Annotated in this window: 27 protein-coding genes; 18 read left to right on the forward strand and 9 right to left on the reverse strand. The window is 63.7% G+C overall.

What is annotated here, in order from left to right:
* Positions 1 to 14 precede the first annotated feature (14 nt).
* Positions 15 to 1,232, forward strand: coding sequence for an exopolysaccharide biosynthesis GT4 family glycosyltransferase EpsE (gene epsE / locus MVC20_RS08870; RefSeq protein WP_297540475.1), 1,218 nt, complete (start codon positions 15 to 17; stop codon positions 1,230 to 1,232).
* Here the strand turns inward: epsE and MVC20_RS08875 are convergent.
* The gene (locus MVC20_RS08875) at positions 1,217 to 1,474 is read right to left on the reverse strand and encodes an accessory factor UbiK family protein (RefSeq protein ID WP_297540477.1); all 258 of its coding nucleotides are present in this window, start codon (positions 1,472 to 1,474) and stop codon (positions 1,217 to 1,219) included. The genes epsE and MVC20_RS08875 overlap by 16 nt on opposite strands.
* A 95-nt stretch (positions 1,475 to 1,569) precedes the next feature.
* Here MVC20_RS08875 and lgt point away from each other — a divergent pair, with 95 nt between their 5' ends.
* The 4 genes from lgt to MVC20_RS08895 all read left to right on the forward strand — a co-directional run bounded on the left by lgt (position 1,570) and on the right by MVC20_RS08895 (position 4,646).
* Positions 1,570 to 2,460 (forward strand): prolipoprotein diacylglyceryl transferase, encoded by an 891-nt coding sequence (gene lgt, locus MVC20_RS08880; RefSeq protein ID WP_297540479.1) that lies wholly within the window; start codon positions 1,570 to 1,572, stop codon positions 2,458 to 2,460.
* Positions 2,457 to 3,518, forward strand: coding sequence for an SAM-dependent methyltransferase (locus MVC20_RS08885; protein ID WP_297540482.1), 1,062 nt, complete (start codon positions 2,457 to 2,459; stop codon positions 3,516 to 3,518). The genes lgt and MVC20_RS08885 overlap by 4 nt, the downstream gene beginning before the upstream one ends.
* Positions 3,515 to 4,270: a peptidoglycan editing factor PgeF gene (gene pgeF / locus MVC20_RS08890; RefSeq protein ID WP_297540484.1), complete on the forward strand. Its 756-nt coding sequence runs from the start codon at positions 3,515 to 3,517 to the stop codon at positions 4,268 to 4,270. The genes MVC20_RS08885 and pgeF overlap by 4 nt, the downstream gene beginning before the upstream one ends.
* A 244-nt stretch (positions 4,271 to 4,514) precedes the next feature.
* Entirely contained in the window at positions 4,515 to 4,646 is a 132-nt protein-coding gene (locus MVC20_RS08895; RefSeq protein ID WP_296633452.1) for a hypothetical protein, read from the forward strand.
* A 29-nt stretch (positions 4,647 to 4,675) separates the two neighbouring features.
* Here the strand turns inward: MVC20_RS08895 and MVC20_RS08900 are convergent, their stop codons facing one another.
* Together MVC20_RS08900 and MVC20_RS08905 are read right to left on the reverse strand one after the other, a co-directional pair.
* Positions 4,676 to 5,077: a VOC family protein gene (locus tag MVC20_RS08900; protein ID WP_297540486.1), complete on the reverse strand. Its 402-nt coding sequence runs from the start codon at positions 5,075 to 5,077 to the stop codon at positions 4,676 to 4,678.
* Positions 5,074 to 6,102, reverse strand: coding sequence for an FAD-dependent oxidoreductase (locus tag MVC20_RS08905; protein WP_297540488.1), 1,029 nt, complete (start codon positions 6,100 to 6,102; stop codon positions 5,074 to 5,076). The genes MVC20_RS08900 and MVC20_RS08905 overlap by 4 nt, the downstream gene beginning before the upstream one ends.
* 63 nt (positions 6,103 to 6,165) lie before the next feature.
* Between MVC20_RS08905 and mnmD the strand changes: the two genes are divergently transcribed.
* The 4 genes from mnmD to preA all read left to right on the forward strand — a co-directional run bounded on the left by mnmD (position 6,166) and on the right by preA (position 10,507).
* Entirely contained in the window at positions 6,166 to 6,843 is a 678-nt protein-coding gene (gene mnmD, locus MVC20_RS08910; protein WP_297540490.1) for a tRNA (5-methylaminomethyl-2-thiouridine)(34)-methyltransferase MnmD, read from the forward strand.
* A 10-nt stretch (positions 6,844 to 6,853) separates the two neighbouring features.
* Positions 6,854 to 7,720, forward strand: coding sequence for a DMT family transporter (locus MVC20_RS08915; RefSeq protein WP_297540492.1), 867 nt, complete (start codon positions 6,854 to 6,856; stop codon positions 7,718 to 7,720).
* A 150-nt stretch (positions 7,721 to 7,870) separates the two neighbouring features.
* Positions 7,871 to 9,199, forward strand: a complete 1,329-nt coding sequence (locus tag MVC20_RS08920; protein WP_297540494.1) for an NAD(P)-dependent oxidoreductase — start codon at positions 7,871 to 7,873, stop codon at positions 9,197 to 9,199.
* A 3-nt stretch (positions 9,200 to 9,202) separates the two neighbouring features.
* Positions 9,203 to 10,507 (forward strand): NAD-dependent dihydropyrimidine dehydrogenase subunit PreA, encoded by a 1,305-nt coding sequence (gene preA, locus MVC20_RS08925; protein ID WP_297540496.1) that lies wholly within the window; start codon positions 9,203 to 9,205, stop codon positions 10,505 to 10,507.
* Positions 10,508 to 10,516: 9 nt separating this feature from the next.
* Here preA and MVC20_RS08930 read toward each other — a convergent pair whose 3' ends face one another.
* A complete protein-coding gene (locus MVC20_RS08930; RefSeq protein WP_297540498.1) occupies positions 10,517 to 11,248 on the reverse strand; it encodes a glycosyltransferase family 25 protein in 732 nt (243 codons plus the stop codon).
* A 4-nt stretch (positions 11,249 to 11,252) separates the two neighbouring features.
* The gene (locus tag MVC20_RS08935) at positions 11,253 to 12,695 is read right to left on the reverse strand and encodes an aldehyde dehydrogenase family protein (RefSeq protein ID WP_297540500.1); all 1,443 of its coding nucleotides are present in this window, start codon (positions 12,693 to 12,695) and stop codon (positions 11,253 to 11,255) included.
* A gap of 131 nt (positions 12,696 to 12,826) precedes the next feature.
* Between MVC20_RS08935 and MVC20_RS08940 the strand changes: the two genes are divergently transcribed.
* A complete protein-coding gene (locus tag MVC20_RS08940) occupies positions 12,827 to 13,480 on the forward strand; it encodes a peroxiredoxin (RefSeq protein ID WP_297540502.1) in 654 nt (217 codons plus the stop codon).
* Positions 13,481 to 13,700: 220 nt separating this feature from the next.
* Here the strand turns inward: MVC20_RS08940 and MVC20_RS08945 are convergent, their stop codons facing one another.
* On the reverse strand, positions 13,701 to 14,303 hold the full coding sequence (locus MVC20_RS08945) for a methyltransferase domain-containing protein (RefSeq protein WP_297540504.1): 603 nt from the start codon (positions 14,301 to 14,303) through the stop codon (positions 13,701 to 13,703).
* 143 nt (positions 14,304 to 14,446) lie between these two features.
* On the opposite strand from MVC20_RS08945, the gene MVC20_RS08950 reads away from it, so the two are divergent.
* Positions 14,447 to 15,481, forward strand: coding sequence for a succinylglutamate desuccinylase/aspartoacylase family protein (locus MVC20_RS08950; RefSeq protein ID WP_297540506.1), 1,035 nt, complete (start codon positions 14,447 to 14,449; stop codon positions 15,479 to 15,481).
* Between the two features lie 78 nt (positions 15,482 to 15,559).
* Here MVC20_RS08950 and MVC20_RS08955 read toward each other — a convergent pair whose 3' ends face one another.
* On the reverse strand, positions 15,560 to 16,375 hold the full coding sequence (locus tag MVC20_RS08955; protein WP_297540508.1) for a TIGR00730 family Rossman fold protein: 816 nt from the start codon (positions 16,373 to 16,375) through the stop codon (positions 15,560 to 15,562).
* 79 nt (positions 16,376 to 16,454) lie between these two features.
* Here MVC20_RS08955 and MVC20_RS08960 point away from each other — a divergent pair, with 79 nt between their 5' ends.
* A complete protein-coding gene (locus tag MVC20_RS08960) occupies positions 16,455 to 17,369 on the forward strand; it encodes a serine/threonine dehydratase (protein WP_297540510.1) in 915 nt (304 codons plus the stop codon).
* Positions 17,370 to 17,500: 131 nt separating this feature from the next.
* On the opposite strand, the gene MVC20_RS08965 is transcribed toward MVC20_RS08960, so the two are convergent.
* Entirely contained in the window at positions 17,501 to 18,718 is a 1,218-nt protein-coding gene (locus MVC20_RS08965; RefSeq protein WP_297540512.1) for a M24 family metallopeptidase, read from the reverse strand.
* A gap of 101 nt (positions 18,719 to 18,819) precedes the next feature.
* Entirely contained in the window at positions 18,820 to 19,710 is an 891-nt protein-coding gene (locus MVC20_RS08970; RefSeq protein WP_297540514.1) for a LysR substrate-binding domain-containing protein, read from the reverse strand.
* Positions 19,711 to 19,804: 94 nt separating this feature from the next.
* Between MVC20_RS08970 and MVC20_RS08975 the strand changes: the two genes are divergently transcribed.
* The 6 genes from MVC20_RS08975 (at position 19,805) to MVC20_RS09000 (ending at position 25,588) form a co-directional block, all read left to right on the forward strand.
* Entirely contained in the window at positions 19,805 to 20,605 is an 801-nt protein-coding gene (locus MVC20_RS08975) for a creatininase (protein ID WP_297540516.1), read from the forward strand.
* A 46-nt stretch (positions 20,606 to 20,651) separates the two neighbouring features.
* Positions 20,652 to 21,764, forward strand: a complete 1,113-nt coding sequence (locus MVC20_RS08980; protein WP_297540518.1) for a spermidine/putrescine ABC transporter substrate-binding protein — start codon at positions 20,652 to 20,654, stop codon at positions 21,762 to 21,764.
* 72 nt (positions 21,765 to 21,836) lie between these two features.
* Entirely contained in the window at positions 21,837 to 22,679 is an 843-nt protein-coding gene (locus tag MVC20_RS08985) for an ABC transporter permease (RefSeq protein ID WP_297540520.1), read from the forward strand.
* The gene (locus MVC20_RS08990) at positions 22,676 to 23,476 is read left to right on the forward strand and encodes an ABC transporter permease (protein WP_297540522.1); all 801 of its coding nucleotides are present in this window, start codon (positions 22,676 to 22,678) and stop codon (positions 23,474 to 23,476) included. Before MVC20_RS08985 ends, MVC20_RS08990 begins: the two co-directional genes overlap by 4 nt.
* Entirely contained in the window at positions 23,473 to 24,579 is a 1,107-nt protein-coding gene (locus MVC20_RS08995) for an ABC transporter ATP-binding protein (protein ID WP_297540524.1), read from the forward strand. The genes MVC20_RS08990 and MVC20_RS08995 overlap by 4 nt, the downstream gene beginning before the upstream one ends.
* Positions 24,580 to 24,586: 7 nt before the next feature.
* A complete protein-coding gene (locus tag MVC20_RS09000; protein ID WP_297540526.1) occupies positions 24,587 to 25,588 on the forward strand; it encodes a GlxA family transcriptional regulator in 1,002 nt (333 codons plus the stop codon).
* Positions 25,589 to 25,625: the final 37 nt, after the last annotated feature.

Raw genomic sequence — 25,625 nt, forward strand, 5'->3', positions numbered from 1 at the left:
AAGCGGAACCGAAAATGCCTGATCCCCTCAACCTTGGCTATCTCGTGCCTCAGTTTCCGGGGCAGACGCATATTTTCTTTTGGCGCGAGATTGCGGATCTGGAGCGGTTGGGGGCTGTGCCGCATCTTTTCAGCACGCTGCCGCCGCCGCCCGGTCTGGTCTCGCATGACTGGTCCGAGGCGGCGATGGCGCGCACCACCTATCTGGGGCGGCCCACGCCCGGTCATGCGCTATCCGGCCTGCTGAACGCGCCGTGGTCCGCGATCCTGCGTGAGCGGCAGGGGGGTGAATTCCTGAGAGATGTGGTGATCTGTCTGCCGGCGGCGCGGGCGCTGATGGCGGCGTGCCGCACGCGGGGGATCGGCCATGTGCATGCCCATTCCTGCGGGCGGGCCGCTTTGATCTGTGCGCTGGCGCGGCTGATGGGCGGGCCGAGCTATAGCCTGACGCTGCATGGCGCGCTGTCGGATTATGGCCCCGGCCAGGGGTTCAAGTGGCGGCATGCCAGCTTTGCCACGATCATTACCCACAAGCTGATGGCTGAAATGCGCGAGGTCATCGGACGTGACCTGCCTGCGGATGTCATCGTGCAGCCCATGGGCGTGGACACCGAGGATTTCAAACGCGAGACACCCTATCAGCCGCCCATGCCCGGTGCGACCCTGCGGCTATTCTCCTGCGGGCGTCTGCACCGGGTCAAGGGACATCAGGATTTGCTGAGCGCCGTGCGGCTGCTCTTGGACCGCGGGATCGCGGTGGAGGTGGACATCGCGGGCGAGGATGACGCGGGCGGTGCGGGCTATCGTGCCGAGTTGCAGGCGCATCTGGAGGCGCTTGATCTGGGCGCGCATGCGCGGCTCTTGGGGGCCATAAGCGGATCGGAGGTGCGGCGGCACCTGCTGGCGGCGGATGTGTTCGTGCTGGCCAGTTGGCACGAGCCGCTGGGTGTGGCCTATATGGAGGCGATGGCCTGTGGTGTGCCGACGATTGGCACGGATGCAGGCGGGGTGCGGGAATTGATCGACCATGGCGAAAGCGGCATTCTGGTGCCGTCGAAATCGCCCGAGGTCCTGGCCGATGCGATTTCGGCGCTGGCCGCTGATCCGGATCTCTGCGCGCGCCTGTCAGAGGCCGGGCGCGCGCGGGTGGTGCGCGATTTCCGCTCGTCGCAGGGGGCGGAGACGCTGATCGCAGGCGCGCGCCGGGCCTTGGCGGATCAGCCCTTGTTGTGACCGCCGCGCAGGTCGAGCGCGTCGAGGCGCGCCTTGAGCGCTTCGTTTTCCTCGCGGGCCTTTTGCGCCATTGCGCGCACGGCGTCGAATTCTTCGCGGGTGACGAAATCGCGGTCCGCGAGCCAACGGTCGATCAGGGATTTCATCGCGGTCTCAGCCTCGGCCCGCGCGCCCTGGGCCACACCCATGGCATTGGTCATCAACTGGCTGAGATCGTCGAGCACTTTGTTACGGGTCTGCATCGGTTTCTCCGGCGTTACACTTGCTCTCTTATATGTGTCTGTGGGACCGGATCACAAGGTTGACTTGGCCGGGGCGCGCGGGCACAGAAGCGGCCATGCAGGCCATGATCCCCTTTCCCGATATTTCGCCCGAGATCTTTTCGATCTCTCTTTTCGGCATGGAGTTTGCGCTGCGCTGGTATGCGATGGCCTATATCGTTGGCATCGTGATCGGCTGGCGGCTGGTGGTGGCGAGCGTCAAGCGGCCGCATCTCTGGCCGGGTGGCGTGGCACCGATGCGACCCGAACAGGTCGAGGACCTGCTGACATGGGTGATTCTTGGGGTCATTCTGGGCGGGCGGCTGGGTTATGTGCTGTTTTACCAGCCGGGCTATTACCTTGCCAATCCGGGCGAGATTCTGGCGGTCTGGCAAGGCGGGATGGCCTTTCACGGCGGTCTCATGGGCGTGGTGCTGGCGGTGGTGCTGTTTTCGCGCAAGCAGGGCATCGCGTGGCTGTCGGTCGCGGATGCGCTCTGCATGGTGACGCCGGTGGGGCTGTTGCTGGGCCGGATCGCGAATTTCATCAATGGCGAGTTGTGGGGGCGGGCGACGGACCTGCCGTGGGGCGTGGTTTTTCCGGGGGCCGCGGCGCAGAATTGCGCGGGCGTCGTGGAGCTTTGCGCGCGGCATCCTTCTCAGCTCTATGAGGCGGCGCTGGAGGGCTTGATCCTTGGGGCGGTGCTCTTGTGGTTGGGCTGGCGGCGTGGGGCGCTGCGGCGGCCCGGCACGCTGACGGGGCTCTTTTTCGCAGGCTATGGCGTTGCGCGGTTCATGGTGGAATTCGTGCGCCAACCCGATGCGCAGTTCGTGACCGAGGGCAATCCGCTGGGCCTTGCGCTGCACCTGGGGGGATATGGCCTGACCATGGGGCAGCTTTTGTCCCTGCCGATGATTGCCTTCGGGATTGGCATGGTGCTCTGGGCGCGGCGCGCACGGGCGACATGAGCGGGCTGCGGGCGCATCTACTGGCGCGGATCGCCGAGGCGGGGCCGATGAGCGTGGCGGATTACATGGCGGCCTGTCTCATGCATCCCGAGTTTGGCTATTACGCGACGCGCGATCCGTTTGGCGCAGGGGGTGATTTCGTCACCGCGCCTGAGATCAGCCAGATGTTTGGCGAGGTGCTGGGGCTGTGCCTTGCGCAGGTCTGGCTGGATCAGGGGCGGCCTGCGCGGTTCGTGTTGGCGGAACTGGGGCCGGGGCGCGGGACGCTGATGGCGGATGTGCTGCGCGCAACGCGGGGCGTGCCGGGGTTTCGGGATGCCGCAGAGGTGCATCTGGTCGAGGGATCGCCCGTGTTGCGCGCGGCGCAGCGCCGCGCGATTGCGGGCGATGTCATCTGGCATGACCGGGTTGAGAGCCTGCCGGAGGGGCCGCTTTACCTGTTGGCGAACGAGTTTTTCGATGCGTTGCCGATCCGGCAGTTTCAGCGGTCCGGGGACGGCTGGCGCGAGCGGGTTGTCGGGCAAGGTGCCGGGCAATTGACGCTGGGCCTTGGTGGGCCGGTGGCCCCGCCCGCACTGGCGGCGCGGCTGGCGGACACGCGCGAGGGCGATATCGTCGAGACCTGCGGAGCGGGCGAAGCGGTGGCGGCAGAGATCGGCGCGCGGATAGCAGGGCAGGGGGGGGCCGCGCTGATCGTGGATTATGGCGATTGGCAGTCGCTGGGCGATACGTTTCAGGCGGTCAAGGGCCATACGCCGGTGGATCCGCTGGCCGAGCCGGGGGCGGCGGATTTGACCGCGCATGTCGATTTCGCGGCGCTGGCGCGTGCGGCCTCTCCTGCGCGGCATACGCGCCTGACACCGCAGGGGATATTTCTGGAGCGTTTGGGGATTGCCGCGCGGGCCGAGGCGCTGGCGCGCAATCTGAGCGGGCAGGCGTTGGAAAGCCATCTTGCCGCATATCAGCGCTTGACCGGGGCAGAGGAAATGGGGACGCTCTTCAAAGTGCTCGGTCTCTATCCCGATGGGGCCGCACCACCACCCGGACTGGAGCCATGACGCTAGAAATACTCACCTCCGACAGTCTGTCCCCGCTGCGCCACGGTTTCTTTACCCGGCGGGGTGGGGCCTCTTCGGGTGTGTTCTCGGGGCTCAATTGCGGCCCCGGTTCGTCGGATCAGTCCGAGATCGTGCAGATCAACCGGGCGCGGGTGGCCGAGGCGATGGGCGTGGAGCCGGATCACCTCATCACGGTGCATCAGGTGCATTCGGCGGATGTGGTCACGGTCACGGGGCCCATGGGCGAGCGGCCGCGCGCCGACGCGATGGTGACGACTGTGCCGGGGGTGGCGCTTGCGGTGCTGACGGCGGATTGTCAGCCGGTGCTCTTTGCCGATGTGGCCAACGGGGTGATCGGAGCGGCCCATGCCGGATGGCGCGGTGCGCTGGATGGTGTGCTGGAGGCCACGGTTGCGAGCATGGAGGGGCTTGGTGCGGATCGTTCCCGGATCAAGGCCGTGATCGGCCCGTCGATTTCGCAGGCGGCCTATGAGGTGGGACCGGAGTTTATCGAGGAATTCCTGGCGCAGGACCGTGATAACGCCCGGTTTTTCGCCAATGGTGTAGGCGGGCGGTATCAGTTCGACCTGCCCGGGTTTGGATTGCACCGGCTGCGGCAATGCGGGATCGGGCAGGCGGAATGGACGCGGCATTGCACCTATGGCGACCCCGAGCGATTCTATTCCTATCGTCGCACCACCCATGCCGGTGAGGCCGACTATGGCCGTCTGATTTCGACGATCCGCCTCTGATTGGGGCGGGATTTGGGCCGAAATTGTGGGGCTATTCGGGCGGCATGTGAGGCGCTGTTGAAGAGCTCCAAAAAATTTCATTTAAATTCAGCAGATTAAATTTTGACCGGGGCCGCGTGCATGCCCTGATCTTGTCTGAACTTTCACGATTTCCGTCAAATCTTGGCCCCAAACCGGCGGCATAGTTGCGGGTAACGAAACAATGAGTCCCGCGCATCGAGGCCAGAGGTAAGAGGTGAGAGCCATGAAAGCACGTTGGTTGAAATCGGTTGTGAAGCACAGCAAAGAGGCCGCCGTTGCGCTGCCCTATCAGCGTGGTCAGCGCAAGGTTGCGGTGCGGATCGTGGCTCTGCCCAAGGCGGTCAAGACGGCCTGAACCGAGCGGTTTGGCGGGTTTCACCCACCTTACGTTTTGTTCGAGACCTCGATCAGGTTGCCGTCGGGATCGCGCAGGTAAAGCGAGCGGATCGGGCCTGTGGCCCCGGAGCGGGGTAGCGGGCCAAGTTCGACGCGCACACCAAGCGCTGCAAAATGCTGCTGCCAGTCCTCGAGCGGTGTCTCGCTGAGGAAACAAAGATCGGCGCTGCCGGGTTGGACCTGTGCCGCCTTCGGTTCGAATTCCGCCCCGGATTGATGCAGGTTGATTTTCTGTGCGCCGAATTTCAGCGCCCAGCGGGTGCTGCCATCGGCGGGCTGAAACGCCTCGGGGGTCATGCCCAGAACATCACGGTAAAAGGCACAGGTGGCGGCGATGTCGGCCACGGTCAGCACGAGATGATCGAGTGCGGCGAGAGTCGGCTGGGTCATAGGCATGCCTCGGGTCTGAAATCCTCGGGTATCGTGTCGATGTCGTCGAGCATCAGGTCTGCCATGACAGCGCCCACCTTGGGGGCCATGCCAAAGCCGATCTTGAAGCCGCCATTGGCGACAAATTCGCCCGGGCGGAACGGGTGCGCGCCCAGCATCGGGGCGCGCGAGCGCGAGCGGGGGCGCACCCCGGCCCAACGCGCGATCACCTGGGCATGGGCAAGCGCGGGCACGGCCGCCACGGCGCGGGCGATCACATCGTCAAGTTGGGCATCGGTGCTGGTGGGGTCGTCAAATGCCCGCTCGGAGGTGGACCCTATGGCAGTGGTGCCATCCTCATGCGGCACGATATGCAACCCATCGACGAAAATCTGCGGCTGGTTGCGGGCGTCATAGGCCAGAAGCGCGCCTTGCCCCTTGACCCCGTTGCCCACGGTGCGGGTATGCGCGGCGCTCATCTCTTGCAGCCCGGCGGTGCCGGTGGCCCAGAGGATGCGGCCCGCGGGCGTGCCCTTGGTCACGACCTCGGCATTGCGCGCGCGCAGGGCGGCCACAAGGGCGGCGCAGGCCTGACGCGGGTGCAGGCGCGCGGTGAGCGTGTCGTGGATGATCTGGCCGGTGGCGCTGGGCGGGCACCATGGGCCGGACGCGGGAAGAACGCGCCATTCGGCCTGCCCCTGCCAGAGGGTTGCAGCGTTCTGGGTGCGCTCCTCGGCGAGTGCGAGAGCTGCGGCATCGGCGATGGGTTGCAGGCGGCCAAGGCGGGCATAGCCCGGGGCGCAGCCCGAGACCTCGGCCACCTCGGCCCAGAAGTCAGCCGCCATGAGCAGGCTTTCAAGCTGAAACGCCTTTTTGCTGTTCCAGGTTTCGGGCACATGCGGGGCGAGGGCACCGACAATCCCGCCCGAAGCGCCAGCACCGGGGCCGTTCGGATCTATGACGCGCACGCGCGCGCCGCGTCGCGCGCAGGACCACGCCACCGAGAGGCCGAATATGCCTGCGCCCATCACCGTGATATCGACCATTGCCAATCCTTTGTCGTCGCGCGATGGTCACGCGCGTTCGACCGTGCTTTAGAGGATCATGCCATGCAGGACCAGACCGCAGACCTGATTTGGCGCGCGGGCGAGGTGCCGGTGTCGGTGCGGTTCGATGACCCCTATTTCAGTCTCGACAATGGCTTGGCGGAAACGCGGCATGTGTTTCTGGGGGGCAATGACCTTCCGGCGCGGTTTCGGGACGGGTTTCACATTGCGGAACTGGGGTTTGGCACCGGGCTGAACCTTTTGACCACGCTTGCGGCGTGGCGGGCGGCGGGCGTTGTTGGGCGGCTTCACTTCACCAGTTTCGAGGCTTATCCCATGGCCCCCCAAGACATGCGTCGCGCGCAAGCCCGCTTTGCGGAACTGGAAGGGGTTGCGGCGGATCTCGCCCCGCACTGGCAGGGGGGCGCGGAGCGGATCAGCCTGCCGGATCTGGATTTCACCCTCATTGTGGGGGATGCGCGCGAGACGCTAAAGGCTTGGCCGGGCAGGGCGGATGCGTGGTTTCTGGACGGGTTTTCCCCGGCCAAGAACCCCGAGTTGTGGGAGCCAGCGTTGATGGCGGAGGTGGCCCGGCACACCGCGCCCGGAGGCACGGCGGCCAGTTACACGGCGGCGGGGTTCGTGCGCAGGGGGCTTGAGGCCGCCGGGTTTTGTGTTACGCGGGGGCAGGGATATGGCCGCAAGCGGCACATGACCATGGCCAGGAAAGACCGCCCGTGAGAGACCGCTCGTGACAGTTCAAAACACCCGTTTGGGCATCTGGCTGATGGTGCTGACCACGGTCATCTTTGCTGCGCAGGATGGCATATCGCGCCATCTGGCCGAGAATTACAACGTGCTGATGGTGGTGATGATCCGGTTCTGGTTCTTTGCCGCCTTCGTGATGGTGATTGCCGCGCGCAAGGCCGGGGGGCTGCGGGCAGCGGCCAGCACATCGCAACCCTTGATGCAGGGATTTCGCGCCGTGCTGCTGGTCGCGGAAATCTGCGTGATGATCTATGGCTTTACCCTTTTGGGCCTGATCGAGGTGCATGCGGTCTTTGCCTGCTACCCGCTGTTGATTGCCGCCCTTTCGGGGCCGGTTCTGGGCGAGCGTGTGGGCTGGCGTCGGTGGCTGGCGATTGCGGTCGGGTTCATCGGCGTGCTGATCATTCTGGAGCCGGGGGTGGGCGTGATCGACCCCAAGGCGATCGTGCCCTTTATCGCGGCGTTGATGTTTGCGCTCTACGGGCTCTTGACGCGCTATGTGGCGCGCAAGGATTCGGCGGCGACGAGTTTTTTCTGGACCGGAACGGTCGGGTCGATTGCCATGACCCTCGCCGGGATATGGTTCTGGGAGCCAATGACGCCGGATGCCTGGGCGTGGATGATCACGCTCTGCATCACCGGGGCGGCGGGGCATTACACGCTGATCAAATGCTATGAGGTCGCAGAGGCGAGCGCGGTGCAGCCCTTTGCCTATCTGCAACTCTTCTTTGTCACGGGCATCGGGATTTTCATCTTTGGCGAAAGGATCGAGATGAACGTGGCTCTGGGTGGCGCGCTGGTGGTGGGGGCTGGCCTCTTTACGCTGTGGCGTCAGCGCAAGGTGGGCTGAGGCGCGACCAAGCCCTGCCAAAATTTTCATCGGCTTTGCCCTCTGAGCTTCTCAGGGGGTTTCTTTTTCGCTCCTCGATAAATTTTACCAATTGATAAAATTTCGAATCGTGGAATACTGATCCTCAACCATCCTTGACCGGAGACAGCCATGAGAGATCGTCAACTCGCCCCCGGCATCGTCGCAGGCCGGCTTGATCCCGCCGCCTTGCAGAGCAATTTCACCGATTTGCATCCCCCGCTTGATGATCACGAGGCGCTGGTGGCAGCGGATCGCTGTTATTTCTGCCACGATGCGCCCTGCATCACCGCGTGCCCCACGTCGATCGACATCCCGCTCTTTATCCGGCAGATCGCCACCGGCACGCCCGAGGCGGCGGCCAAGACGATCCTGAGCCAGAATATCCTTGGCGGCATGTGCGCCCGCGTTTGCCCCACGGAAACGCTGTGTGAAGAGGCTTGTGTGCGCGAGGCGGCCGAGGGGCAGCCGGTGCTGATCGGGCGATTGCAGCGCTATGCGACGGATACCTTGATGGAACAAGGCGTGCATCCCTTCACCCGCGCGGCGCCCACGGGCCGGCGCGTGGCGGTGGTGGGTGCGGGGCCTGCAGGTCTGGCCTGCGCGCACAGGCTGGCGATGAAGGGGCATGACGTCACGCTCTACGATGGGCGGGCCAAGCCCGGCGGTCTCAATGAATTCGGCATTGCCGCCTACAAGAGCACCGACAGTTTCGCGGCGCGCGAAGTGGCTTGGTTGATGCAGATCGGCGGGATTACTCTGGAGACCGGCAAGCGTCTGGGGCGGGAAATCACGCTGACGGAATTGCAGGAAGATCACGATGCGGTGTTCCTTGGGATTGGTCTGGGCGGGGTCAACGCGCTGGGACTGAGCGGCGAGGACCGCGAAGGGATGCGCGATGCGGTGGATTTCATCGCGGACCTGCGGCAGGCAGACGATCTGGCAAGCCTGCCGGTGGGGCGCGATGTGGTGGTGATCGGGGGCGGCATGACCGCGGTCGATGCGGCCGTGCAAGCCAAGCTGCTGGGCGCGCTCAATGTCACGCTGGTCTATCGGCGCGGGCGCGAGCGGATGAATGCCAGCCGCTATGAACAGGATCTCGCGGCCTCCAAGGGGGTGCGGATCGTGACCAATGCCACGCCCATCGCGGTGCATGGCAATGGCGCGGTGCGTGAGGTCGAGTTCGAATATAGCGATGACGATCTGAAACCCACGGGCGAGCGGTTTCGCCTGCCCGCCGATCAGGTGTTCAAGGCGATTGGCCAGACGCTTGAGGGGGCCGATCTGCCGGCGCGTGATGGGCGCAAGATCGCCGTTACGGGCCCCGGCCGCACCTCCTTGCCCGGTGTCTGGGCCGGGGGCGATTGCGCGGCGGGGGGCGATGACCTGACTGTGACGGCGGTGGCAGAGGGGCGCGACGCGGCCGAAGACATCCACGCAACCCTGATGGCGGAGGGCTGAGCCATGGCGGATCTGACAACCAATTTCATCGGCATCACATCGCCCAACCCGTTCTGGCTGGCTTCGGCCCCGCCGACGGACAAGGAATACAACGTCCGCCGCGCGTTCGAGGCCGGTTGGGGCGGCGTGGTGTGGAAGACATTGGGCGAGGCGGGACCGCCGGTGGTCAATGTGAACGGGCCGCGTTATGGCGTGGTCTATGGTGCCGACCGGCGCGTTCTGGGCCTCAACAATATCGAGTTGATCACCGACCGCCCGCTGGAAGTGAACCTTGAGGAGATGCGCCGGGTCAAGCGTGACTGGCCCGACCGCGCGCTGATCGCAAGCCTGATGGTGCCGGTCAACGAGGACGCCTGGCGCGAGATATTGCACCGGGTCGAGGATACCGGCTGTGACGGGGTCGAGCTGAATTTCGGCTGCCCCCACGGGATGAGCGAACGCGGCATGGGCAGCGCGGTGGGGCAGGTGCCGGAATATGTGGGGCAGGTGGCCTATTGGTGCAAGAAGCATTCAAACCTGCCGGTGATCGTGAAGCTGACGCCCAATATCACCGATATCCGCAAGCCCGCTCAGGCCGCCAAGGAGGGCGGGGCGGATGCCGTGAGCCTGATCAACACGATCAATTCGATCACCTCCGTTGATCTCGATCTCTTTGCGCCGCAGCCCACGATTGACGGGCAGGGCGCGCATGGCGGCTATTGCGGGCCTGCGGTAAAGCCCATCGCGCTCAACATGGTGGCCGAGATTGCGCGCGATCCGGCGACGGCGGGGCTGCCGATCAGCGGCATCGGCGGTGTCACCACATGGCGCGACGCGGCGGAATTCCTCGCATTGGGCGCGGGCAATGTGCAGGTCTGCACGGCGGCGATGACCTATGGGTTCAAGATCGTGCAGGAAATGATCTCGGGCCTGTCGCAATACATGGATGACAAGGGGTTCACGTCGGTGGACCAACTGGTCGGGCGCGCGGTGCCCAATGTGGTCAATTGGAAGGACCTGAACCTAAATTACGTGACCAAGGCCAAGATCAACCAGGATGACTGTATCAAATGCGGGCGCTGCTATGCCGCCTGCGAGGATACCAGCCATCAGGCGATTGCGATGTCCGAGGACCGGGTGTTCACCGTCAAGGATGACGAGTGCGTGGCCTGCAACCTCTGCGTCAATGTCTGCCCGATCGAAGGCTGCATCACGATGGAGCGGATGGCGGCCGGCGCGGTCGATCCGCGCACCGGCGAGGTGGTGCGCGAAGAGTATGCCAATTGGACCACGCATCCCAATAATCCGGGGCGCTGTGCGGCGGAATAGGCGCTGGGATCAGATCAATCCGCCTGTCACCGGCGCGCGGCTATGGCGCGCAGCGCGGCGCAGGGCGCGGCGGTAGACATAATGCGCCCAAAGCTGCGTGAGGGGCGCGCGCTCTGAATCGGTAGCTGGTCGGCTGATACAGGACACGCCCGAGGGGTGGATCGCACCTGCCCGCAGGCCGGTGTGCCAATGGCTCTGGATCAGGCACTCGACCGGGCGGTCAAAGCTCTCGGTCAGGTTGAGGAGGTGGGCGGCCGTGTCACGCCCGATCATCTGCACCGGACCATGTGCCGTGCTGACCAAGGGCAGGCTGAGCACAGCGCCGCCGTTGGTGTCGATCAACCGGGCGGGACCACGGATCGCCTGAGTTTGAAACCGGATATAGCCCAGGTCGTCGATATGGTCGCGCGCGAGCATGAGGGCGTTTGCGAACGCCGCCGGATCGAGCTCCGTGTCCGGTTCGACGATCAGGCCGAAATCGAGGTCGCGGCGCAGTATCTCGGCCCAGATCTGGCGATGGCTGAGAAAGCGGGCAATCTCGGGCGTGGTGAGGGGGAAGGGGTAGGCGGGGGCGAAAAGCCCTGCGCCGACCGTGGCCGAGAGCGTGGCAGAGGAGAGGGCCGAGCCCTCGACCACGGGCCAGAGGTCGCCCTCCAGCCCGCAGGTGTCGAGACTATGGCGTGCCTGTTCGCGCTCGGTGGCGTCACGCGCGCCGTGCAGGGCAAAGGCGCGCCCGGTCACGCGCTCAGGCGCCTGGGGTCCAGCCCGAGACGGATTTGACCTCGAGGAAATCCTCGATGCCCCATTTGCCGCCTTCGCGCCCGTGGCCCGATTGTTTCATGCCCCCAAAGGGCGAGCCTGCGCCGCGCGATTGGCCGTTCATTTCCACCATGCCCGAGCGCAGGGCGCGCGCCAGACGGTTGGCCCGCGCCGGATCGCCGGTCTGGACATAGTTGGTCAGGCCATAGGGCGTGTCATTGGCGATGCGCAGGCCGTCCTCTTCGGTGTCGAAGGGAATGATCGACAGGACCGGGCCAAAGATTTCTTCGCGCGCGATGGTCATCTCGTTGGTGACATCGGCAAAGACCGTGGGTTTGACGTAAAAGCCCCGGTTGAGCCCGTCAGGCCGCCCCGTGCCGCCTGCGACAAGCCGCGCGCCTTCGTCGATGCCCTTCTGGATGAGGTCCTGAATCTTGTTGAACTGGACCTCGTTGACCACCGGGCCGATATGGCGACCGGCCTCGTTGGCGGGGCCGACAGGGATGGCATTTGCGGTTTCTGCGGCGATTTCAACGGCTTGATCGTAAATCTCGCGCTGCACCAGCATCCGGGTGGGCGCGTTGCAGGATTGACCGGTGTTGTTCATGCAGCGAATGACGCCGCGCTTGACCGCCTTGTCATCGGCATCGGCAAAGATCAGGTTCGCGCCTTTGCCGCCCAGTTCGAGGCTCACGCGCTTGAGCGTGTCGGCGGCGGATTTGGAGATGATGCGCCCGGCGCGCGACGAGCCGGTAAAGCTGATCATGTCCACATCGGGATGCGCGGTCAGTTGGCTGCCCACGCCGACACCATCGCCGTTGACGAGGTTGAACACGCCCTTGGGCAGGCCTGCGGCATCGACGATTTCGGCAAAGATAATGGCGTTGAGCGGCGATTCCTCGGAGGGTTTGAGGATCATGGTGCAGCCTGCGACAAGACCGGCAATCACCTTGAGCGTGACCTGGTTCATCGGCCAGTTCCACGGCGTGATCATGCCCACGACGCCCACCGCCTCGTGGATGATGCGGTCGTTCGGCGCGTGATCGCCCAAGGGCTCGTCAAAGGCGAAATCGCGCGCGGCCTTGATGAAATTAGCGATATGCCAGCTTCCGGCGCCCACTTGTTGTTCGCGGGCCATGTCGATGGGGGCGCCCATCTCGAGGCTGATGGCCTGCGCGAGATCCTCGGCGCGGGTCTTGTAAACCTCGAGGATCTTCTCGGCATAGGCGATGCGCTCGGCGGGGGGCGTGGCCATCCACGCGGGGAAGGCGGCCTTGGCGGCGGCAACGGCGGCATCGGTATCGGCCTGTCCGCCCAGAGAGATCACCGCGCAGGGCTCTTCGGTCGAGGGATTGATGACCTTGTGATCTTTTGCCGCGAGGGGGTTGACCCAAGCGCCATTGATGTAGAACTGACGTTTCTCGATCATGGTATTGACCTCCAGTGATTTGGCGGCACTCTGTCAGGGGTAATGCCGGGCTGCAAGGTTTGTAATAGGGCGTCTTGGGGGATTTGATCATATTTCTGAGCCCCCAGGCGGAAATCAGGAAAGGAGAGGCTATGGGCCTTCGAATCAATGATGTGATCCCCGATCTGACGGTGGAAACCGATCTGGGCACGTTTTCGCTGCATGAGTGGATCGGCGACAGTTGGGCTATTCTGTTTTCCCACCCCAAGGATTTCACCCCCGTTTGCACTACGGAATTCGGCGCCGTCGCACGGTTGGCCGAGGAATGGGAGAAACGCGGGTGCAAGGTGATCGGCGTCTCGGTCGACGGGGTCGAGGACCATCGCAAATGGAAGGGCGACATCGAGAAGGTGGGCGGCAGCGCCGCGCGGTTCCCGATCATTGCCGATGATGGGCTGGTTGTGTCCAAGGCGTTCGACATGCTGCCCGCCGAGGCCTATCTGCCCGACGGGCGCACGCCCAACCACAGCGCCACGGTGCGTTCGGTCTTTATCATCGGGCCGGACAAGCAGTTGAAGCTGAGCATGACCTATCCGATGACGGTGGGGCGCAATTTCGCGGAAGTCCTGCGCGCGCTCGATGCGCTCCAGACCACGTCGCGCAATGGCGTAGCGACACCGGCGGATTGGACCGTGGGGCAGGATGTGATCATCCCAGCCAGCCTGAGCGATGCCGAGGCCGAGGCCAAGTTCGGCAGTTTCGACAAGGTGTTGCCGTATCTGCGCAAGACCAGTCTGAAGGGGTAGGTTTGGTTTGAAGGAGGCTTAGCCCCAAGTCCCCCGCGCGGAACAAGGCGCAAAGCGCCGCCGCGCGGATCGCTGGGCCGTCCCGCGGACCAGCGATTTTGATAGCGAGCGCAATTCTGATGGGGCATACGGACTTGGCCGGCATAAAGTGGCAGCCCCCCCTTGCTTCGCTAGTCCCCGGCCCAGCGATCCGCGCGGCTCGTCACTTGGGGTGGAACTCTCACCCCAACCGGGCAAACACCGCCATCTGGCTCGCCCCGCCCAAGGCGGGGTGGGTTTCGCCGATGTCGTGGCGGGTGACGGTGTAGCCATGCCGCGCCGCCACGCCCTCGGCCCAGCCTGTGAAACGGGCGCGGTCCCATTCGAAATGATGCCCTGGATGGCGAAAGCGGTGGGAGGGCACGCCCAGCACCGGGTTGAACTCGGCGTTGGGGGTGGTCACGATCACATGGCCGGGGCGCATGTAGGCAAAGAGCGCGCGTTCCAGCCGGTTGAGATCGGCAAGGGGCAGATGTTCGATGGTCTCCACAAGGCAGGCGCAATCGTAGCCGCGCAGTTTGGCATGTGCGGCGGTCATGGACGCCTGCGCCAGCTGCACCTTGGCCCGCGCCTCGGCGGGCAGGTCCGCAAGCCGCGCCTGTGCCCGCCGCAACGAGGGCAGATCAATGTCGATCCCGGTCAGGCGGGTGAGGCCCGGCACGCGCGCCAGACGCAAGAGCAGATCGCCCGCGCCGCAGCCCAGATCGAGAAGGGTGCGCGCGCCCGTGTCGGTCACGGCGGCGCAGACCGCCCGAAGGCGCGCGTCATGCAGGGCGGTTGTCATGGTGCGGCCCCTCGGTTTGCGGCGTCGCAGAGCGATGTGCCATGCGCCACAGGCAAAGACCAGAGCCGCGTGGGCCTGCAAGCCCCATGGACAGTTCCGGTCAAATTGCCATAGCGTTCGGCAACGCAGAGAGCGAGGATGCCATGAGCCGGCGCAAACCCTTTGAGATTGGTGGCGTTTCTGTCGAGGCAGGCACGCGGGCGCGGGTGGATATTCCCGTCAGCACGCTGTCCAACCACACGCCGGTCAATCTGTCGGTGGAGGTGATCCATGGGCGGCGGGCGGGGCCGGTCCTGTTTGTCTCGGCGGCGATCCACGGCGATGAGGTGATCGGGGTCGAGATCATGCGCCGGTTGCTCAAGGCGGCGCCGCTGATGTCGATGGCGGGGACGCTGATGGCGGTGCCCATCGTCAACACCTTCGGGTTTCTCAATCACAAGCGCTATCTGCCGGACCGGCGCGATCTGAACCGGGTGTTTCCGGGGGTGAGCGAAGGGTCGATGGCGTCGCAGCTGGCGCATATCTTCATGGATCAGGTGGTGCGGCGGGCAGAGGTGGGCATCGACCTGCATTCGGCGGCCATCCACCGCACGAACCTGCCGCAGATCCGCCTGACGCCGGGCAATACCCGGCTGGAGGAGCTGGGCCGCGCCTTTGGCGCGCCGGTGATGATGGAGTCGAAGCTGCGCGAGGGGTCCTTGCGCATGGCGGCGGAACAGGCGGGCGTGGATGTGCTGCTCTACGAGGGGGGCGAGGGGCTCCGGTTTGACGAGTTCGCGGCGCGCGCAGGCGTCAGTGGTATCCTGCGGGTGATGCAGCATCTGGGCATGATCGGAGCCAAGGGCGTGCCGCGCGCGCGTGGTGTGCCGATCCGCGCCGCACGCTCGCGCTGGTATCGCGCGCCGCGCGGCGGGCTGTTTCGGGGGTATCTGTCGGTGGGCGCGGCGGTGCAGCCGGGCACGGTACTGGGGGCGGTGGCCAATGCCTTTGGCGATGTCGAGACCGAGGTGGTGGCCGATGTGACCGGGATCATCATCGGGCGCACCAACCTGCCGGTGGTCTATGAGGGCGATGCGCTCTGCCATGTGGCGGAGACACCGCGCGCCGAGGCGGCGGCAGAGGGCATCAGCGCCCATCTCGAGGCGGCGGCCCTCTTTGACGAGGACGAGATCATCTGAGCGGCACCGCCGCGTTGCGAGGCGGCGGCGGATTTGAGTATTTGCGCCAAGAAGAAGCGCAAGGGCGGATTGGCCCCTTTAGCCTTGGGGCCAGTCGTTGATGATCTGCATCGCCTCATCCGCGGTTTCGACGAATTGGAAGAGGTCGAGATCCTCGGCGCTGATCGTGCCGGCCTCGGAGAGGGCCTGCCAGTTGATGATACCCTGCCAGAAGGCGGCCCCGAAGAGCAGGAAGGGCACGCGCTTCATCCGGTCGGTCTGAATGAGGGTCAGCGCCTCGAACATCTCGTCGAGCGTGCCGAAGCCGCCGGGAAAGACGCAGATGGCGCGGGCGCGCATCAGGAAATGCATCTTGCGGATGGCGAAGTAGTGGAAGTTGAAGCACAGCCCCGGTGTGACGTATTCATTGGGTGCCTGTTCATGCGGCAACACGATGTTGAGGCCGATCGAGGCCCCGCCCGCGTCCGCAGCACCACGATTGCCCGCCTCCATCACCCCCGGACCGCCGCCGGTGGCGATGACATACTCGCGCCCGTCGCGGGTGAGGGATTTTTCGGTCATCAGCCGCGCGAATTTGCGGGCCTCGTCATAGTAGCGTGAGAGATCGGCAAGGGTTTTGGTGCGCGCCGTGTCCTTTTGCGAGGGTTCGGGAATGCGCGCGCCGCCAAAGAGGACGACCGTGCTCTGGATGCCGTGTTCGTTGAGGGCCATTTCAGGCTTGAGCAGTTCGAGTTGCAGGCGCACGGGGCGCAATTCGTCGCGGCACATGAAATCGGGATCGGCAAAGGCCAGACGATAGGCGGGGGCCCGCGTCTGGGGCGTGTCCGGCACCAGTTCGGCGGTAGAGCGGTCGGAGCCGGCGTCGCGGAACTGGCTGAGGCGGTCGTCTTTCATTGCGGCGATCCTTGCTTGGGTCTTTGAGAACAGGCGTATAGGGTTTGGCGCAGCAAGAAAAGGCAAAGAGGTGTGAGCGATGGCGTGGCAGGGGCGGATTTCCGAGGCGGGGGCGCGCATTGCCGCGCATGTGCGGCGCACGCCGGTGATGCAGGTCGAACTGGGGGGCGTGTCCATCGCGCTCAAGCTCGAGCAGATGCAGCACACCGGCAGTTTCAAGGCGCGCGGGGCGTTCAACACGCTCTTGCAGGCGGCCGTGCCAGAGGCGGGGATCGTCGCCGCCTCGGGCGGCAATCACGGCGCGGCGGTGGCCTATGCGGCGGCGAGATTGGGACATCGCGCGCGGATTTACGTGCCCGAGATTGCAGGCCCGTCCAAGATCGCGCTCATCCGTGCGCAGGGGGCCGATCTGCAGGTGGTGCCCGGGGCCTATGCCGAGGCAGCGGCGCGCGCCGCCGAATGGCGCGTGGCGACCGGGGCGATGGAGGTGCATCCCTATGACGCCGAGGCGACCGTGGCAGGGCAGGGCACGGTGATGGCGGAATGGGAGGATCAGGGGCTGGACGCGGACACGGTGCTGATTGCGGTGGGTGGTGGCGGGCTGATTGCCGGGGCCTTGGGCTGGCTTGGGGCGCGTCGCCGGGTGGTGGCGGTCGAGCCGGAAACCTCCTGCGCGCTTCATGCCGCGCTGGCGGCGGGCGCACCTGTGGATGTCGAGGTGTCGGGGGTGGCGGCCAATGCGCTGGGCGCCCGGCGGATCGGGGAGATCTGCCTAGGTCTCGCGCAGGCGCAGGGGGTGCAGAGCGTGCTGGTGCGGGATGCGGCCATTCTTGAGGCGCAGGCGATCTTGTGGCGGGAGGTGCGGCAGTTGGTGGAACCGGCGGGGGCCACGGCGCTGGCGGCGCTTTTGTCCGGGGCTTATCGGCCTGCGCCGGGCGAACGGGTGGCGGTTCTGATCTGCGGTGGCAATATCGCGCCTGACCCGCTGGCATAGGCGGGCACGCGGAGGAGGCGCGGCCCGACGAGGAGCGCCTTGGCGGGCCGGTCCGCAAGGGCCACGGCGGCCAGCGTCATCAGGACACTGGCCGCCGCAATCAGGATTTCAAGCGTGCCACGCAAGGGCGCTTAGCCTTTGCCGACGATGTTATGCTCGGGACCGAACGGGAAGCCGGTGATATTCTCGGCCCCATCCGCGCCGATGACAAGAATGTCATGCTCGCGGTAGCCGCCGGCGCCGGGCTGACCTTCGGGGATCATCACCATCGGCTCCATCGACACGACCATGCCGGGTTTCAGCACGGTGTCGATATCCTCGCGCAGTTCCACGCCCGCCTCGCGGCCATAATAGTGGCTGAGCACGCCGAAGCTGTGGCCATAGCCGAAGGAGCGGTATTTCAGCAGGTCCCACTCGCGATACATTTCGTTGAGTTCGATGGCGATATCCATACAGCGCGCGCCGGGCTTCATCAGTTCCAGCCCGCGACGGTGCACGGCCACGTTCTTTTCCCAGATGTCGAGGCTGGCATCGTCCACGTGATCGCAGAAAAGCGTGCGTTCCAGGGCGGTGTAATAGCCAAAGATCATCGGGAAGGTGTTGAGGCTGAGGATATCGCCGGATTGCACGACGCGGTTTGTCACGGGGTTATGCGCGCCGTCGGTGTTGATGCCCGACTGGAACCAGGTCCAGGTGTCCATGAGTTCGACGAAGGGGAAGGATTTGGCAATCTCGCGGATCATCGCATTGGTGCCCGCGATGGCCACCTCATGTTCGGGCACGCCCGCCTGAACCGCCCCGGCCACGGCATAGCCGCCGACGTCGCAAATGCGCGCGCCTTCCTTGATGAGCTTGATCTCTTCGGCGGATTTGATAGTGCGCATCCACATCGAGGGCTGGCTCACGTCCACCAGTTCGACGTCGGGCAAGGCATCCTGCAAAAGCTGGCGATAGTCGAGCGAGACATGGTCAAATTCGATGCCGATGCGGCGCGCGCCCTTGGTCAGTCCCTGCACCGCGCGATAGAAATTGTCGCGCCGCCAGTCGGTATAGGTGACATTGCTGCCGAAGGTCCGGCGCCAGGGCTGGCCACCGTCGATGCCTGCGGAAATGGTCGTCGCGTTCTTTTGGTCAATGACCATGCCGTATTTGCGACCGAAATAACAATAGAGCCAGCCTGAATAGTAATTGATGCAGTGGTAGGAGGTGAAGAGCGCCGCATCGACGTTGTTATCGGCCATCCAGCCGCGCAACTCGTTCTGGCGACGGGCCATTTCATTGTCGGAAAAAGGGGAAAAGTCCTTTTCTCCGTTGTGCCATTGGGTCACGTGCAGCATGTCGTCAAGCATTTGGGTCTCTCCTCACTGGCTTGGATTGCTATCCGCTACCAGCAAAGAGACGTCGAACAAAATTAATAGCTTTGATCTGAAAATAAGGGATGGAAATATGATCAGCTGCGCGCATGGGTCGGTTTGCGAAAGGCGCTGACGCCTTCCGTGATCTGCTCGATCAGTTTCAGCGCGGCGTCAGAGGCCTTGATATGTTTGTAGAAGAGGCCAACGTGCAGATTGGCGAGCGGCGGAAAGCCCTCTTTTGGCGAGAGGACGCGCATACCCGGCAGCAGCGTCTTTTTGGTGAGCGCGGTCACGCCCATCCCGTCGAGGACCGCGTTCTGCACCGCCGTGATGCCGGGACTCTCGAAGCAAATCCGCCACTCGCGCCCTTCGGTGTTGAGCGCGTCGATCATTCGCTTGCGGTAGAAACAGCCCTTGGGGTGGGCGATGATCTGGACCGGCTTGTCGAGCGAGAACTGATAGTCGCGCCCGCAGACCCAGAAGGGGCGTTCGGACCAGTAGAGCGAGACATAGGGCGCGGGCATCGTATCGGTGATGGCGATGGCAAGGTCCAACTCGTCCACATGCAGCTGACCCAGAATATTTCGGCTCCAATCGCAGCGAATGTCGAAGGTGACCTCGGGATTGGCGTGGGCGAAATCCGCGATGATGCGCTGGAAGTATCCAATCGCGTAATCCGTGGGCAAACCTACCCGCAGCGTGCCCATGAATTGGGCCTCGTGCAGGTTGGCGACGGCGCGATCATTCAGGCGCAGCATCTCGCGGGCATAGCCGATGAGGGCGTGACCCTGCGGTGTCAGTTCCAGGTTCTTGCCCTTGTGATACAAGAGCTTGGCCCCAACCAGATCCTCTAACCGTTTGATTTGCAATGAAATGGCGGGTTGGGTGCGGCCCAGAACCTGACCGGTTTCGGTATAGTTGCCAAGATCCACCACCGTGACAAAGGTGCGGATCAGGTCGGTTTGCAGGTTCACGAATTGGCGCATGATTAAGAATCCTTATTCAAGCATTGCTACTATGAATTATGCGCATGACGCAAGCTGTTCTAGGGTCTGTCAATCCGACAAGAAAGGCGATGACATGGCCCAAGATACCGTTTTTGCAGCAGAATTGCCCTGGCCCGAGTATCAGCGCCGGGTCGCGCGGGGGGCTGTTCCGATTCTCATCCCGCTGGGGTCGATGGAGCAGCATGGTCATCATATGCCGATGCATGTCGATGTGCTTTTGCCCACGGAATTCGCGCGGCGTGCGGCGGCGGAGGTGGGCGGGCTGGTGGCGCCGCCCTTTACCTATGGCTACAAGTCGCAGCAGAAGTCCGGCGGCGGTAATTTCTTTCCGGGCACGACCAGCCTTGATGGCGCAAGCCTTGTGAATGCGCTCAAGGATGTGATCCGCGAATTCGCGCGCCATGGCAATCGCCAGATCTGCATCGTGAATGGCCATTTCGAGAATTCCTGGTTCATCGCCGAGGGTATCGACCTTGCGCTGCGCGAACTGGGCTGGTCGGGCATCCATGACACCAAGGTCGTGGTGCTGTCCTATTGGGATTTCGTCGATCAGGCAGCGATTGCAAAGCTCTATCCCGAGGGGTTTCTGGGTTGGGATATCGAGCACGGCGGGGTGCTGGAAACCTCGCTGATGCTGCGGCTTTACCCGGACCTCGTCTCGCTGGAGCGGGCCGTGGATCACGCGCCTGCCAGCTTTCCGCCCTATGACGTCTACCCGCCGCATCCCGACTGGACACCGGCAAGCGGCACGCTGTCCTCGCCCAAGAATGCCACGGCGGAAAAGGGGGACATTCTGCTGGACGTCTGCACGCGCGGCATCGTCGCGGCGCTGCGCACCGAGTTCGCCACGCAGAACCGTGTGGCGGCGGAGTGATCTGATTGAAAACCAAGAACAAAGACCTGCCAACATGGAGACTCACATGACCCTGAAATCCCCCACCCGCCGACATCTCTTGAGAATGACCGCAGGGGCCGCGCTGGCCACGCCGTTCCTGTCCATCCGGGCCGCGGCGCAGACCGTCAACCTGTCGATGCTGGCCTGGTATGGCCATGCAGAGCCCGATATCGTGGGCGCCTTCGAGGAAGAGAACAACGTCAAGTTCACGCCGAAATACTACACCGGCGGCGACAATATGCTGGGTTTGATTGCGCAATCGCCCGCGGGCACCTATGATGTGATCCTGTCGGACGCCGAATATGTGCAGCAGCTCAATGCTGCGGGCTATATCGAGCCGCTGGATGCCGCCGACTATGCCTTTGACGATTTCTACCCCGAGTTCCAGAAATTTCCCGGCCATTGGCAGGGCGACACCCTCTATTCCGTGATCACGCGGTTCGGTTTTCTGGGGGTGGCGCATAACACCGATGTGCTGAGCGAAAAGGACGCGGCCAGCTATGCGGTGTTCTCGGATTCCCGCGTGACCGGCAAGCTGGGGCATTTCGACTGGCATTTGCCGAACCTCGGGCAAATGAGCCTCGCGGCGGGCAATGGGTCTGCCTACGACATTGACGAGGCGGGCTGGGACAAGGTGCAGGAGGCCACGATGGCGCTGCGCGGTCAGGTCGGCGGGTTCTTTGACTATGGCGGCACGTTCTCGTCGCTCAATGACGGGCAGATGCTGGCCTTTGCCGGGATCGGCGACTGGATCACCGGGGTCTTGGAAAAGAATGGCGCAAAGGTGCGCACCACGATCCCCGAAGAGGGTGGGTTGCAGTGGACAGAGTCCTTTTCGATCGGAAAGGGCACACAGAATTACGACATGGCGCGCAAGTGGATTCAATGGATCACCTCGGCCGAAGGACAGGCGAAATCGGCCGATATGGCGGCCTATCCGGCGCTGATCCCCAACAAGAAAGGTTGGGAGGTGCTGAACGCCACCAACCCCGCCGAGGCCAAGCGGCAGAACATGGTGCTGGGCCAGTATAACGCGATGGACATGATCCGCGAGGGTCGCATCCGGTATCGTCAGTTGCCCGTCCAGCAAAGCCTGGAGGACTGGAACGACTTCTGGTCCGACTACAAGGGCGCCTGACGCAAGGTCTGGCCGGGGTCTCTTTCTCCAGACCCCGGCATCGCCCTCTTGCCCCTGAGAAAGCCGTATTCCATGACCCGACCCAGCCTTTATTCGCTCACACTGGCGCTGCCGCTCTTGATCTGGCAGTTGGCCTTCTTTGCGGTGCCGCTGATCTTTCTGATCGCCATCAGTTTCTGGACCGTGCGCAATTTCCAGATGATGCCGGACCTGAATTTCGGCAATTGGGAACGCATCCTGACGCGGAGCGTGTTTTGGGACGCCTATCTGCGCACCGCCATTCTGGCCACGACAAGTGCGGTTCTGACCAGTTTCATCGCGTTTCCGGCGGCCTATGCGATTTCGTTCAAGCTGTCGGAGCGGGTCAAGCAATGGCTGATCTTCGTGCTGATCATCCCGTTCTTCACCAGCTACCTTGTGCGCATCTATGCGCTGCAAGTGTTCCTGTCGGATGAGGGCATCATCAATGCCGCGCTTGGGATGCTGGGCATCGGGCCGTTTGGCATGCTCAACACCACGTTCGGCACGCTGGTCGGGATGGTCACACTCTGCCTGCCGCTGGTGATCCTCTTGCAGGTGTTCAGCCTGAATTTCGTCAATCGCGATCTGGTCGAGGCGGCACATAACCTGCGCTGCGGGCGGTTGCGCACGGTTCTGGCGGTGATCGTGCCCTCGGCGCGGGTGGGGCTGGTGATTGCCGCGCTCTTTGCCTTTATCCTCTCGTTCGGCGATTTCGTGAGCCCGCTTTACCTTGGCGGGGGCAATCCACCGACGCTCTCGATCCTGATCACCGACATCACCAAATCCGGGCAGCAATGGCCGCGTGCCGCCGTGGTGGCATTGATGATGATCGGCACGCTGCTGAGCGTCGCCTTTGCGGCCATCACCTATGCCTACAAGGAGCGCGGCAAATGACCGGCAATGACAATCGTCTGATCAATGGCGCGCTGAAACTCCATATCGCGGCCTGCGTGCTCTTCATCTTTGCGCCGATCCTTGGGAGCTTCGTCTTTTCGCTGAATTCGGACCGGTTCCCGTCGCTGCCGCTGGGGCATTTCTCGACCGAGTGGTATCGGCTGATCTGGGAAGACCCGTTCGTCTGGGCCGGGTTTTTCAACACGGTGATCGTGGGGCTGATCGTGGCGGTGATTGCCACGCTCCTGGGATTTGGCGGGGCCTATACGGATTTTCGCTACAACTTTCTTGGCAAGAACGTGTATCTCGCATTGGCGCTGTTGCCCCCCACCATTCCGGTGGTGATCATGGGGCTTGCGATGCTGGCGTTCCTGTCGCGGGTGAACCTCTCGGGCAGTGCGATTTCGATCATCATCGCGCATGGGGTGATGTGCAGCCCCTTTGCCATGGCCATCATCCGGTTGCGCCTGTCACAGATGGACCCGGATCTCGAGGCGGCATCGTGGAACCTGGGCGGCAATGAATGGGCGACGCTGCGCCATGTCATCCTGCCCTTTACCAAGCCTGCGATCCTGGCCGCGCTTTTCATTACCATGGCGGTGTCATTCGACGAATTCGCGGTGGCGTGGTTCGTCTCGGGCCTCAATGAAACGCTGCCGGTCAAGATCCTCGGGTTTCTGCAGGGGCAGGTAAGCCCGCGGATCAATGCCATCGGTTCGCTCGCCTTTCTGAGTTCCATCACGCTGATCATTCTGGCGCAGATGCTGTTGCGCAATTCGACAAAGGACAGGTCATGAATATGCAAACCCAGGTAAAATCCGACGCCATCGTCCGGCTTGAGGGTGTGGTCAAGAAGTTTGGCGAGTTCACCGCCGTGGAACGCGCGGATTTCGAGATCGGGCGCGGCGAGTTTCTGGCGATCATGGGGTCGTCCGGCTGTGGCAAAACGACGACGCTGCGCATGTTGGCGGGGCTGGAAGACCCGAGCGAGGGTGACATCTATCTTGATGGCGAGCGGGTGAACGGCAAGGCGACCTGGGACCGCGATACGCCGATGGTCTGGCAGAGCCTTGCGCTTTTCCCGTTTCTCACCGTGCAGGAGAATGTCGAATTCAGCCTCAAGATGCGCGGCGTGGGCAAGGAGGAGCGCGCGCAGCGGGCGCGCATATGGCTGGAAAAAATGCAGATCCTCGAATTCGCGGATCGCAATATCTCGCAATTGTCGGGGGGACAGCGGCAGCGCGTGGCACTGGCCCGCGCGCTGGTGACAGAGCCGAAGATCCTGTTGCTGGACGAGCCGCTTTCGGCGCTCGATGCGCATCTCAAGGTGCGGATGCAGGCGGTCTTGTCCAACCTGCAAAAGGATCTGGGGATCACATTCGTCTATGTGACCCATTCGATGTCCGAGGCGTTTTCCATGGCCGACCGCGTGGTGATCATGAGCCGGGGCAAGATCGAACAGATCGGCACGCCGCAGGAAATCTATCATGCGCCGCGCAACCGGTTCGTGGCAGAATTCCTGGGCTCGGCCAATATATTCAACGGCAGGCTGGTGGAGAAGGCGGGGGATGTCTGGCAGGTCGAGACCGCGCATGGGCGATTTGCGGTCAAGGCCTCTCAAGCTGTTGCGAAATCCGTGGGCGATACGCTGTCCTTTGTCGTCAGCGCCGAAAAGATGCAGATCGGTGCCGTGGGCGCAGGCGTGGCCGGTATTCGGGCGCGGGTGGTCGGCGAGGAGTTTGTAGGTGCCTCTGCCATCCTATTTCTCGAGACAGAGTCAGGTGAAGAGTTGAAGGTGCAGAAAAGTCATGGTGAACTGGCCTCTATTGATCTGCATTCAGGAAGCACCCTGACCCTGCATTGGGAGCCCGAAGCCTGTCATGTCCTGCCCGGAGAATGACACTCTTGTGACGCGCAAGGCGATCGTGCCGCAAGGGGCGGCGTTCTTTGCGATCGAGACGACCAGACCCGCCCGGCATTTTGCCTTTCACCTGCTGCCCGATTTCACGCTGTTGGCGTTCAGCGCGGCGCTTGATCCGCTGCGCATCGCCAATCAACTGGCCCAGCGCCCGCTCTATCGCTGGACCGTCACCTCTCAGGATGGGGGGCCGGTGGTCAGCTCTTGTGCGATGTCGGTCAATGTCGATCAATCACTCGGGGGTTTCCCGCGCGAGACCGATCTGGTGGTCTGTGGCGGCACGGTGCGCACGGGCACGGGCAGCAAGGAGTTGCTGTCGCTCCTGCGCCAGCACGCGCGCTTTGGCGGGCGGGTGGGGGGCATCTGCACCGGGACGATTTCGCTGGCACAGGCGGGGCTGCTTGAGGGGCGGCGGGCGACGCTGCATTGGGAAAATCAGCCCGCCTTTCGCGAGAAATTCCCCGAGGTCGAGGTGACGGGCAACACGTTCGAGGTGGATGGCGGGATTTTCACCTGTGGTGGCGGGGTCGGGGCCACGGACATGATGCTGGAAATGATCGAGGCGGATTATGGCCGACCTTTTGCCGATGTGGTGGCCGATATGTGCCTCTATAGCCAGCGGCGCGCAGAACGCGGGCCGCAGCGCGCCTCGATCAGCAATGCGCTGGATAGCCGCAATCCGCTGTTGGTGCGGGCGATCAAGGTGATGCAGACCAATATCGAGACGCCGATCAGCATGGACGAGTTGGCCGAAGCCGCAGGCTGTTCACGCCGCCAGATGGAGCGGCTTTTTGTCAAATACCTGCGCAAGACGCCCTATCGCTTTTTCCGCGATCTGCGGCTGGATCATGGGCGCAGCCTCTTGCGCGAGACCGATCTGAGCGTGACCGAGATTGCCATGGCCTCTGGCTTTGCCTCGCCCATGGTGTTCATCAAGACATTCCGCAGCCGGTTTGGCCATTCGCCGGGGCAGTATCGGCGCGCGGGCTGAGTGCGACAGCGCTTGTGGCCGCGCGGGTGATGTTGTC

This window comes from Roseovarius sp. (assembly GCF_027019125.1).
Classification (GTDB): domain Bacteria; phylum Pseudomonadota; class Alphaproteobacteria; order Rhodobacterales; family Rhodobacteraceae; genus Roseovarius.